The organism is Caballeronia sp. dw_19, assembly GCF_018449515.1.
Lineage (GTDB): Bacteria > Pseudomonadota > Gammaproteobacteria > Burkholderiales > Burkholderiaceae > Caballeronia.
In genome coordinates this window covers 213,439-225,200 of sequence record NZ_JAAVUQ010000006.1, presented here as the reverse complement: position 1 = coordinate 225,200, position 11,762 = coordinate 213,439, and the positions used below count along the sequence as shown (strand labels likewise).

General features: G+C 61.4%; 7 protein-coding genes. 5 read left to right on the top strand and 2 right to left on the bottom strand.

Going from position 1 to position 11,762, the window contains the following annotated elements:
- The first annotated feature begins 15 nt into the window (after window positions 1-15).
- Genes HB376_RS11195 through HB376_RS11185 form a run of 3 tightly spaced genes read left to right on the top strand, consistent with a single transcriptional unit; the run spans window position 16 to window position 6,997 of the window.
- A complete protein-coding gene (locus tag HB376_RS11195) occupies window positions 16-3,477 on the top strand; it encodes a transglutaminase family protein (RefSeq protein ID WP_213763719.1) in 3,462 nt (1,153 codons plus the stop codon).
- Window positions 3,478-3,509: 32 nt separating this feature from the next.
- The gene (locus tag HB376_RS11190; RefSeq protein WP_213763718.1) at window positions 3,510-6,083 is read left to right on the top strand and encodes a circularly permuted type 2 ATP-grasp protein; all 2,574 of its coding nucleotides are present in this window, start codon (window positions 3,510-3,512) and stop codon (window positions 6,081-6,083) included.
- Entirely contained in the window at window positions 6,080-6,997 is a 918-nt protein-coding gene (locus tag HB376_RS11185; protein ID WP_213763717.1) for a transglutaminase family protein, read from the top strand. The genes HB376_RS11190 and HB376_RS11185 overlap by 4 nt, the downstream gene beginning before the upstream one ends.
- Window positions 6,998-7,039: 42 nt before the next feature.
- Here HB376_RS11185 and HB376_RS11180 read toward each other — a convergent pair whose 3' ends face one another.
- Window positions 7,040-8,602: a methyl-accepting chemotaxis protein gene (locus HB376_RS11180; protein ID WP_213763716.1), complete on the bottom strand. Its 1,563-nt coding sequence runs from the start codon at window positions 8,600-8,602 to the stop codon at window positions 7,040-7,042.
- A gap of 408 nt (window positions 8,603-9,010) precedes the next feature.
- On the opposite strand from HB376_RS11180, the gene HB376_RS11175 reads away from it, so the two are divergent.
- Both HB376_RS11175 and HB376_RS11170 read left to right on the top strand, forming a co-directional pair.
- Entirely contained in the window at window positions 9,011-10,390 is a 1,380-nt protein-coding gene (locus tag HB376_RS11175; protein WP_255631277.1) for a Fic family protein, read from the top strand.
- A gap of 145 nt (window positions 10,391-10,535) precedes the next feature.
- Window positions 10,536-10,754, top strand: coding sequence for a hypothetical protein (locus HB376_RS11170; protein WP_213763715.1), 219 nt, complete (start codon window positions 10,536-10,538; stop codon window positions 10,752-10,754).
- A gap of 72 nt (window positions 10,755-10,826) precedes the next feature.
- Here HB376_RS11170 and HB376_RS11165 read toward each other — a convergent pair whose 3' ends face one another.
- On the bottom strand, window positions 10,827-11,747 hold the full coding sequence (locus HB376_RS11165; RefSeq protein WP_213763714.1) for a PhzF family phenazine biosynthesis protein: 921 nt from the start codon (window positions 11,745-11,747) through the stop codon (window positions 10,827-10,829).
- Between the last annotated feature and the right edge of the window lie 15 nt (window positions 11,748-11,762).

The following is an 11,762-nucleotide window of genomic DNA, read 5'->3' as shown; positions in this document are numbered from 1 at the left end:
GTCCAGGAGTCAGGTGTGTCAATCCGTGTCGCGTTGAACCATGTCACGCACTACCGTTATGACCGCCTCGTCGGCCTTTCACCGCAGGTCGTGCGCCTGCGGCCTGCGCCGCATTGCCGTACCCCGATCATTTCCTATTCGATGCGGGTCGAGCCAGCCGAACACTTCATCAACTGGCAGCAGGACGCGTTCGCCAACTATCAGGCGCGGCTTGTCTTCCCCGAGAAAACGCGGGAATTCAAGATCACGGTCGATCTGGTCGCCGAAATGGCGGTGTACAACCCTTTCGACTTCTTCCTCGAGCCCTACGCCGAGAAATTCCCGTTTGCGTACGAACCGGAACTCGCGGCTGAGCTGGCGCCGTATCTGATCAAGCGCGAGCCAACGCCGTTGCTGGCGAAGTTTGTCGAGAGCATCGACAAGACGCCCAAGATAACGGCCGATTTCCTGGTCGAACTGAACCAGCGGCTGCAACACGACATTGGCTATGTGATCCGCATGGAACCCGGCGTTCAGACGCCGGAAGAGACGCTTGAAAAAGCGTTGGGATCGTGCCGCGACACGGGTTGGCTGCTCGTCGAAACCTTGCGTCAGCTCGGGCTGGCCGCGCGTTTCGTTTCGGGTTACCTGATCCAGCTCACCCCCGACCAGAAGTCCCTCGATGGCCCGAGCGGCACCGAAGTCGACTTCACCGACCTGCACGCGTGGTGCGAGGTCTTCTTGCCCGGTGCGGGCTGGATCGGACTCGACCCGACCTCCGGGCTGCTGGCCGGCGAAGGGCATATCCCCGTTGCCTGCACGCCTGAACCGGGAAGCGCCGCGCCGATCTCCGGCGCTGTCGATGAAAGCGAAGTCGAGTTCGAGCACATCATGCAGGTGCAGCGCGTGCTTGAAACCCCGCGCGTGACGAAACCGTATACGGAAGAAGTGTGGACCGCGGTGCAGAAGATGGGCGCGCAAGTCGACCAGCAACTGACCGACATGGATGTGCGCCTGACGATGGGCGGCGAGCCCACGTTCGTCGCCGTGAGCGACCGCGACGCGGCGGAATGGAACACCGACGCACTGGGGCCGACGAAGCGCGGTTATGCCGTCTCGCTGATGGACAAGTTGCGTGCACGTTATGGCGTAGGCGGCTTCCTGCATCTCGGTCAAGGCAAGTGGTATCCGGGCGAGCAGTTGCCGCGCTGGGCCATGTCGCTGTTCTGGCGTGCCGATGGCGAGCCGATCTGGGAAGACCCCAAGCTATTCGCCGATGAACGCGATCCCGGTCAGTACACGGCCGAAGATGCAAGGCGGTTCATCGAGCATCTGGCGAGCAAAGTCTCGCTGGATCCGTCGTATATCCAGCCCGGCTACGAAGACACGTTCTACTACCTGTGGCGTGAACGCCGCTTGCCGGTGAACGTGGACCCGTTCGAATCCGAACTCGACGACGAGATGGAACGCATGCGCTTGCGTCGCGTATTCGATGCAGGCTTGTCGCAGGTGACGGGTTATGTGCTGCCTATAGCGCGCGAGCGCGATATCCCGATGCAAGCGCCGGCATGGGTCAGCGGCCCCTGGTTTTTCCGCGATGGCCGCATGTACCTGATTCCCGGCGACTCGCCGATGGGGTATCGCTTGCCGCTTGAATCGCTGCCGTGGGTGAGTGCGGGGGACTATCCGTATCAACATCCGCACGATCCGTTCGGGCCGCCTGCGCCGTTGCGTCAGGCGATGGAATTGCGCATGCAATATCGCGGGGAAGCGGTAGTTGGAGAAGGTATAGAAGGAGGAACGGGCGAGGGTGTGGAAGCAGGCACTGGCGTGGCCTCAGGCACCGGGCATGCGGCTGCAACCGCGCCTGCAACGTCAACCCGCGAGCCCTCACGCGGCGAGTCCGCTTCGTGGATCCGGCGTACGGCGTTGTGCGTTGAAGCGCGAGATCCGGCGCGTGCGGCGGGACCAGAAGTTGAAGAGAAATCGTTTGGAAGCGGCAAGAGCCTGCTGCATGTATTCATGCCGCCGCTGACCGAACTCGATGACTACCTCGACCTGCTCGCGGCCATTGAAGCAACCGCTGCCGATCTGCGCATGAAAGTGGTGATAGAAGGGTATCCGCCGCCACGCGATGCCCGTCTCAAGATGCTGCAAGTCACGCCGGACCCGGGCGTGATCGAGGTGAACATTCATCCGGCGTCGAGCTGGGATCAACTCGTCGATCACACCGAGTTCCTGTATCAATCGGCGCATGAAAGTTACCTCAGCACCGAGAAGTTCATGACGGATGGGCGGCACACCGGCACGGGCGGCGGCAATCACTTCGTGCTCGGCGGCGCGACGCCTGCCGACAGCCCGTTCCTGCGGCGTCCCGACCTGCTTGCAAGCCTGATCGCGTACTTCATCAACCATCCGTCGATGTCGTACCTGTTCTCGGGATTGTTTCTCGGACCGACGAGCCAGGCGCCGCGGGTTGACGAAGCACGCAACGATCAGCTTTACGAGCTGGAGATCGCGTTCAAGGAGATCGAGCATCAACTCGAACGCCTGGGCGGCCGCGACAGTGCATTGCTGCCGCCGTGGCTGATCGACCGGACGTTGCGCAATCTGCTGATCGATGTGACTGGCAACACGCACCGCGCGGAATTCTGCATCGACAAGCTGTATTCTCCCGATGGTCCCACCGGCCGCCTCGGCCTGCTCGAACTGCGGGGCTTCGAAATGCCGCCGCACGCGCGCATGAGCCTCGTCCAGCAATTGCTGTTGCGGGCGCTGGTCGCGCGGTTCTGGGATAAGCCGTACACCACGCGCCTCACGCGCTGGGGCACGGAACTGCATGACCGTTTCCTGCTTGGTACGTTTATCGAAATGGATTTCCACGATGTCATCGCGGACCTCAACGAAGCCGGTTATGCGTTCGATACCGCGTGGTTTGCGCCGCATTTCGAGTTCCGGTTCCCGCTGGTGGGCGCGGTCCAGACGAACGGTATCGAACTGACCGTGCGCAGCGCGCTGGAGCCGTGGCACGTGATGGGCGAGCAGGGGTCGCCGGGCGGGACGGTGCGCTATGTGGATTCGTCGGTGGAACGGATGGAAGTGCGGGTGCTCGGGCTCAACGACAACCGCCATGTGGTGACGGTCAACGGCGTGCCGTTGCCGTTGCAACCCACGGGCCGGGTGAGCGAGCATGTGGCCGGCGTGCGTTTCAGGGCATGGTCCCAGCCGACGGCGCTGCATCCGTCGATTGGCGTGGATGCACCGCTTACGTTTGACATTGTTGACACCTGGAGCAACCGGTCTATCGGCGGATGCCGGTATCATGTAGCCCATCCGGGTGGCCGCAATTACGTGACCTATCCGGTCAACGCATACGAGGCGGAAAGCCGGCGGCGCGCGCGCTTTTTCAGAATCGGCCATACGCCTGGACGGATGGTCGTGGAAGAACCGAAGCGCAGCCTGGAGTTTCCGTTCACGCTCGATTTGCGCCGACGGTAGCCTCATCAACTCTTCAACGGTAGCTGCTCAATTTGGCCTTCCAATCCACGCTTCCGTTTGAAGCAATCACGAACCGCGCGAGTGTGTCGTCACACCTTCGCGCGGTACCGGCCCGGGAGGGTCATTGGGACGAACTGCGCGACGCGTCGGGCCAGTTGCGCGCTCCCTGGCGGCAATTCTTCGATGCTCTCGGCGACGACGGCATAGCCGGCCTCGACCGGGCGACCGCTTCCATCGCGCAGCAGGTCCGCGACAACGACATCAGCTACAACGTCTACGCGGACAAGGGCGAGCCGCGTCCGTGGGCGCTGGACCTGCTGCCGTTTCTTATCGATGAAGGCGAGTGGTCGGTGATCGAGCGCGCGGTGACGCAGCGCGCGAAGCTGCTCAATGCCATCGTTGCCGATATCTACGGGCCGCAGACGCTGCTGCATGACGGCCTGCTGCCGCCCGCGCTGGTGTTCGGGCATCCAGGCTATCTGCGCTCGGTGAAGGGCTTCGTGCCTCCCGGCGCGCAGTATCTGCAGCTTGTTGCCGTGGACCTGACGCGTGCTCCGAACGGCACCTGGACCGTGATGGCGCACCGCACGGAAGCGCCGTCCGGACTGGGTTATGCGCTGGAAAACCGGTTGATCGTTTCCGACGTATTCACCGAGCCGTTCCGCTCCATGAAGGTCCGGAGGCTCGCCCCGTTCTACTCGCAACTGATCGCCGCGCTGGTCCAGGGCGGCCGGGCGATGATGTCGGGCGAAGGCTCGCCGCATATCGCATTGCTGACGCCTGGGCCTTTCAGCGAAACCTTCTTCGAGCACGCATTCCTTGCGCGTTATCTCGGCGTTACGCTGGTCGAAGGCAAGGACCTGACCGTGCGCGACGACATGCTGTTCCTCAAGACATTCGCCGGACTGGAACGGGTTCACGTACTGATGCGCCGACTGGACGATGCCTTCTGCGATCCGGTCGAATTGCGCGCCGATTCGACCATCGGCGTGCCGGGCCTGTTGCAGGTGATGCGGGCCGGCAACGTGATGGTGTCCAACGTGCCGGGTTCGGGTTTTGTCGAATCGCCGGCGCTGCATGGTTTCCTGCCGGCCATCTCGCGTGCGCTGCTGCGCGAGCCCCTGGAACTCGCCAGCGTGCCCACCTGGTGGTGCGGTGAAGCAGCGGCGCGCGAAGCTGTGCTGGCACGTCTGGACAAGGCATTCGTGATTCCCACCTGGCCGGGCTTGCCGCTCAACGGCGGCGGTCCGCGCGGTTTCGGCGACGGCCTGCAACCGCTGGCCGGCTGGCGCGCGCGGATCGACGCCATGCCGGACGCGTTCACCATCCAGAACCTGTTCCCGAGTTCCCACGCGCCGCGTTACGAAGACAACACGCTGACGGGCCGGCCGTCGGTGCTGCGTGTTTATGCGATTGCGAACATCGATGGCGGCTGGTCCGTGATGCCGGGCGGATTTACGCGGCTTGGGGCTGAGCGCCAACCGTCGGTATCGATGCAATACGGCAGCAGCAGTGTCGACACCTGGGTGCTGTCGAGCAAGCCGGGTTCAACCTTCTCGCTGCTCCCCACGCCGATCAAACCGGCGGACCTTGCGCGCAAGCATCGGACGGTATCGAGCCGCGCTGCGGAAAACCTCTTCTGGGCCGGACGATACGGAGAACGCGCCGAGAACAACGTGCGGCTGCTGCGCGTGATCCTCTCGTCTATTGATAGCAACGACTCCGAGGGCATGCTGGAGACCATGGTGGACCTCGCGTGGCAGAGCGGCCTTCTGCCGCCGGGCACGCCGCTCCAGGGGCACACCGCGCGCGGGCTCGAACGTTTGCTGGTCGCCAACATAGGCGAGAACGGCACGGCGGCGAGTATCGGCCAGAACCTGGCGAGCCAGGTGCGCGCGAGCAGCGAAATCCGCGGACGTCTTTCGACCGATCACTGGCGCACCATCCTCGCCGCGCGAAACGATTTCCGCGATGCCATCCAGCAGTTCAAGCCGGGACCGGGCGTGGAGCGTTACGACCGGGTGAAGCTGACGCGAACGCTTGAAGCACTATCGACGCAACTGCTCGCGATCAGCGGCGCGCAGGGCGACCGCATGACGCGCGACGAAGCGTGGAAGCTGGTGTTCGCGGGACGGCACATCGAACGGGTATGGACGATGACCACCTTCCTGCGCGTAGTCGCCGAGCATGGCCAGATGACGACGCCGGCCGGGTTCGATCTGCTGCTGCAATTGTTCGACAGCACGCTCACGTATCGATCGCTTTATCCAGGGCGTTTCGAGGTTCCCGCGCTGATCGACCTGCTGGTGGTCGAGCCGACCAACCCGCGCGGGCTGTACGGCGTGTACTCGCGCTTATGCACGAAGCTCAACGAGATTTCGATTGCGGCCGGCAATACAAACCACGGCGCGTTCAGCGACGCAACGCTGTTGCTGAAGTCGCTGCGAGGACTCGAGCAACTCTGCACGACCGACGAAGAGGGCAACTATGGCGAACTCATCCAGGCCTGCGAGGCACTCGGCGATCACGTGAGCGCCGCTGCGCATGAGATCAGCGCACGTTACTTCAGCCACGCGAATACGCAGGCATTGCAGGTGTCGTCGTGAAGATTCCGAAAACCGTGTTGTGGGTGTCGCACCGGACGACCTACCGCTATTCAACGTACGTGGAAACGGCCCAGCATCTCGCGACAATCCGGCCGCAGAATTGCGCGTGGCAACGCGTGATCTCACACACCGAAAGCATTGATCCGAAGCCGCCGTACATCAATAGTCGCGTCGATACCTTCGGCAACGACGTGCTGTATTTTTCGCTCGAGTCGCCGCACCGCTCATTGCAGATGGTCAGCGAAACAACCGTTGAACTGACGCCGCGATGGGCCTCGCTCGATCCGGCGACCACGCCGGCGTGGGACGAGGTCGCGAAGGGTATGCGTTTTAGCGCCAGTGCGCCGTTTCGGCCTGAGACAGAGTTTTGCTTTGCGTCGCCCAATATCAGTCTCGGACAGGACCTGCGAGATTACGCGCTGGAGAGTTTTCCCGCGGGCAAGCCGCTGGCGGAAGGCGCGATTGACTTGATGCACAGGATTCACGCCGACTTCAAGTACAAGCCTTTGGCAACGTCGTATGACACGCCTGCGCATCGCGCGTTTGAAATGCGCCGGGGCGTCTGCCAGGATTTTGCGCAGGTGATGATCGGCTGCATGCGTGCGCTCGGGTTGCCGGCCCGGTACGTGAGCGGATATTTGCGCAATGATCCCGCGCCGGGGCAGGAGAAGCTGATCGGCGCGGATGCATCGCATGCGTGGGTGTCGGTGTTTTGTCCCGGCAGCGGCTGGATCGATCTTGATCCGACAAACGATGTGCTCGCCGATCTCGAACATGTGACGCTCGCCACGGGGCGGGACTATAGCGACGTATCGCTGCTGCGGGGGATGATTCTCGGCGGCGGGTCACATCGGATCGATGTAGGGGTGACAGTGCTGGCGCTGGACGCTGAGCCTGCCGCCGATGCTGATTAAGCTGGGGTTGCGCTCGCATCAAACGTACCGCGAGCGCTCCTCTCACCTTTGCCCAACAGTAAATAACCGCACGGCGTCATCGAGCACATCGGCTCGTTCGGCCAGCCGTTGCGCAGTCACAGCAGCTTGCTCGACCAGCGCGGCGTTCTGCTGGGTTGAACCGTCCAGATGCGCTACCGCCTGGTTCACTTGACGAATGCCCTCGGCCTGTTCGCTGCTCGCATTCGCCACCTCTCCGATGATTGTCGACACCCGCAGCACGGCCGCGTCGATTGCATGCATCTGGAGGGTTGTGCGTGACACCAGGTCGGTCCCTTCCGCGATCTGTGCCACGCTTGTTTCCACCACCGCCTTGATCTCCTTCGCCGACGCCGCGCACCGCTGCGCGAGATTGCGCACTTCTGTTGCGACCACCGCGAACGAGCGGCCCGCTTCGCCTGCACGCGCCGCTTCCACCGCCGCGTTCAATGCGAGGATATTCGTCTGGAACGCGATACCGTCGATCACGCCGATAATGTCCGCGATACGCTGCGACGCCGTGTTGATGCCGGCCATGGTCTGCTCGACCTGGATCGCGATCTTGCCGCCATCGCTGGCTGCGGTCTGCGCGTCCTTCACCAGATCCAGCGCGCGCACGCTCGCGTCCGCGTTGCCCTTTACCGTGGCGGTCAACTGGTCCATCGTCGCGGCGGTTTGCTGCAGCGACACAGCCTGCAATTCGGTCCGGCGCGACAGATCCATGTTGCCGCTCGAAATTTCCCGCGTGGCATCCATCATCCCGCCGATCTGTCCACGTACATCGAGGACCATTGCGGACAGGTTCGCCTTGAGCTGGTTCAGCGCGCGCTGGACGTCGCCGAGGTCGTCGCGAGCGCCGGTTTCCATCGCCGCCGTCAGATCGCCGGCCGCCATGCGCGCGGCAAATCGGGACATGATGCGCACGGGCGCGCCCACGTGATGTGAAACGGTCACCCAGCCGATGGCGCCCGTCAGTGCGCTCACGCCAAAGGCGATCCACAAGGGCAGTGGCGGAAGTCCCTGGTAGGCGATCAACCCGGTCGCGAGCACCGCCAGCGGTCCGGCTGCATAGCCAATCGCAATACGCGACGCGACCGGCATGCGCATCAGTTCCCCAAGCTTGCCGGCCAGGCCGGTGCGTACAAGCGCGCCTCGTTTCAGGCGCAGCGAACCCATTGCGCCGGCCTGCATCCGCGCATACAGGCCGGACGCGCTTGCTACTTCGTCGCGGCCCGGCTTCACGCGCACGCTAAGAAAACCGACGGCCTTGCCATGCTCGATCACCGGCGTCACGTTCGCGCGAACCCAGTAGTAATCGCCATTCTTGCGACGGTTCTTGACTAGGGCAGTCCACGGGCGACCTTCCTGGATCGTCGACCACATGTCGGCGAAAGCCTCGCGGGGCATGTCGGGGTGGCGGATCAGATTGTGCGGCTGGCCGATGAGTTCTTCTCTCGAATAGCCGGAGACTTCGACAAAGGCGGGATTGCAGTATTTGATGTTGCCTGAAAGATCCGTGGCCGAAACGAGCATGTCTGATGCGGGAAAGTCGTACTCCTGCTGCGAGACGGGCTGGTTATTGCGCATTTATTGTGTCCTTTCTTCGATCTGGAACGTAACGCGAGAACGCGTTTCGCGTTACAAGGACATAACGGCAGTTAACCACTTCTTCTTTAGGGTTTTTACGTTTAAGAGATAGCGTGCGGCGTCCGGCCGCAGGAAATCGCACCCGAGGAAAGGCGTCTTTGGCTGCATGGCCGGCTCGGATGACGGCTTGAATCCTTCGCCAGCCCTCACTCACTTAGGCGGAGTGCTCTCGAAAGCAGGCTGTTGCTCCGCGAATGCGGAGAGCGATTGGATCGCTTATTTCGTGCTCCGTCGCCTCATTCTTGAATCATTCTCACCTCATTCTTGAATCAAAAATGGCCCCTTAAATCAAATTTTGATTTAAGATTGATTCAAGAATCATTCTTGAATCATTTTTAGGTGGCCACCATGGCAAAGCGCGAGCTGTACAGCGCCATTTCGGACCTTCTTGTGAGACGGGCAGCAGCAGGCCAGGATCTGTTATCACGCCGCGAGATCGCCGAGGCAATGGGCGCTCCGTCAGCAACGGTCCTGCGCTATCTGGACCGACTCATCGGCGACGGCAAGGTCGAACGGGTTGGAGCAACTTCGGCCGTCCGTTACAGGTTGCCGGGGCGCAAAGTCGAACCCATGGCTCCGGTGGTGGCTGCAAGCCCGGCCAAGGCGAAACTGACGGCTTCGCCAGCCTGGTCTGAGGCTGCTGCGGCGCTTATCGATGAACTGAACGTCCCGCTGGGGGCGCGTCAGCCCATCAGCTATCAACGGCATTTTGTTGACGGTTACGTGCCAAACCAGAGCTACCTTCTTCCCCAAGCGCTCGCCAACGATCTGTATCAAGAAGGACGATCACCGGGCCAGCAACCCGCCGGCACGTACGCGCGCAAGGTCATTGAGCCGCTGCTGATCGATTTGTCCTTCTCCTCATCGCGTCTTGAGGGCAATCGATATTCGAGGCTCGACACCGAGGTCTTGTTCGACGCGGGAACCGCCGATCCAGCGGATAAAGACGCCACCATGTTGCTCAACCATAAGAGGGCGATCGAGTTCCTGATCGACGACGTGCCATCGTACGGATTGACTGCAATGGTCATTCGCAATCTGCACACGTTGCTGATGCAAGGACTGCTTAATGATGAGGGCGCACTTGGCTCGATTCGCGAAAGAGTCGTGAGTATCAGCAATACCGTTTATATCCCGTCTCATGTGCCTTCTTTGCTTGGTGAAATGCTGGAGCAGATCACCGAGAAGGCGCGTCACATTAAAAATCCCGTCGAAGCCGCATTTTTCCTTTGGGTGAACCTGGCCTACCTCCAGCCTTTCGAGGACGGCAACAAACGAACCAGCCGCCTCAGTGCCAACATCCCGCTGCTGCTGTACAACTGCGCGCCGCTTAGCTTCCTGGATGTGGGTGACGAAGACTATGCCCGTGCAAAAATCGGTGTTTATGAGCGGCTCGACACGAGTATTGCAGCCGATCTCTTTGCCTGGACTTATCGGCGCTCTATTGCCAAGTATGCAGCGCAGATCGACGCCGCCGGAGTGCCAGATCCGTTCCGTGCAAGGTACCGCGAAGCCATCAATGAGATGGTCTCGCGGATCGTGCGGGATCGGGAAGCACTGGGAACCGTTATCGCAGAGTTCAAGCTTCGGGACGACGAAGCGGCGCGCCTTATCGACATGGTGAGAGGCGACATTTCCAGGCTCGGTGAACACAACTTTGCCCGTTACAGGTTGCGGCTGAAAGAGCTGGAGCAATGGGTATCGGCCGGTCGCCCATTAATCGACTAGCAAGAGCGATTGTTTCGGCACGTTAGCCGGAAACGCTGGAATCCACCCGTGAAAATACCTAAGAATTTTGAATGCTGAGCGCTTACTCTTAAGCCTCTGTTTACCTATCATAAAGAGGTAAGTGCAGAGGACGCAGGAGGGCATCATGGACGAGTTTGTGAATACGGTAATGGATATCCTTGGATCCGCGTCGCGACTAACCTTGCACAGTTCCGCCATCGATTTAATCAACGTACTGGTCGGCCTCGGCGGCTTGGCGCTGGTGGCAATTATTCTGTTAATTAACGAGTCGAAATGGCCCGCTCAAACACGCGAGCGCACGACTGATCATCCTCGGCATTGGTGGATGCATCATCGGCACTGAATAGAGCAGGGCAAAGCAGGCGTAGCCAAAGCAGGCTACGAAGCCCGACGTTGGCCGCGCTGCTGCTCACGCTCAGGTCAGCTCAGAAGAAGCGAGCCAAAACGATCCTTCCATCACGCTGACACATTTGCCGCCAATGCGGACTCTTGTCTTGCCGTTGTCAGTATCCACGCTGGCGATCAAGACGCTCGGCCGCCCCATGTCTACGCCTTGACCCACGCGCAGCACCAGATCCGATTGTCCCCGGACCTGAGCGACGAGCGCTGCCATGGCGGCCGTTGCGCTGCCTGTCGCCGGGTCTTCCGTCATGCGGGGCGTGAACATGCGGGCTTGCAGATCGCAGTCAGCGTTAGTCGCGTCGCGGCTTGCATCCCGTGTATAGGCGTAGATGGACACAGCGCCGTCAATGGGCAGCAAGCCTTTGTAAGCGACGAGGTTCGGCGTACACCGGCGCAGTGCATCCCGGGACGCAAGTTCAACAACGACGAACGGGAGGCCGACCGAGGCGACCTGTGGCGGGTGAGCGTCGACCAGGATATCGGCGGGATCGAGGGAAAGACAAGCTGCTACGCGCTCCCGCGGCACGTGCGACAGCCGGGCAAGCGGCTCTGGCGCAATGAGCTCAGCCCCGACCAGCTTCCCGTCTTCTTTCAGTTGAGTAACCGGAACCAGACCCGCGGCCTCCTCAAACACGAGTTGATCTCGCAGAGGCGTCTGACCCGATGCCGCTCTCGCAGCCAGCACAAACGCCGTACCGATGTTCGGATGTCCGGCGAAAGGAATTTCGCGGCTCGGTGTAAAGATTCTCACCCAGGCCGTGTTGGCAGGATCGCGGGGCGGCAATACAAATGTGGTTTCGCTATACCCAAATTCTGCTGTGATCGCCTGCATCTGGTTTGTCGACAAACCTTCAGCGTCCAACACGACAGCGACCGGATTTCCTTTGAATTTTTCGTCCGTGAATACATCGGCTGTGACATAGCGACGGTCCATGAGTGCCCCCTGGCT

Coding starts and splice junctions, on each gene's coding strand:
- HB376_RS11165 (WP_213763714.1), bottom strand. CDS start 11,747: ATGGACCGTCGCTATGTCACAGCCGATGTATTCACGGACGAAAAATTC.
- HB376_RS11175 (WP_255631277.1), top strand. CDS start 9,011: ATGGCAAAGCGCGAGCTGTACAGCGCCATTTCGGACCTTCTTGTGAGA.
- HB376_RS11170 (WP_213763715.1), top strand. CDS start 10,536: ATGGACGAGTTTGTGAATACGGTAATGGATATCCTTGGATCCGCGTCG.
- HB376_RS11180 (WP_213763716.1), bottom strand. CDS start 8,602: ATGCGCAATAACCAGCCCGTCTCGCAGCAGGAGTACGACTTTCCCGCA.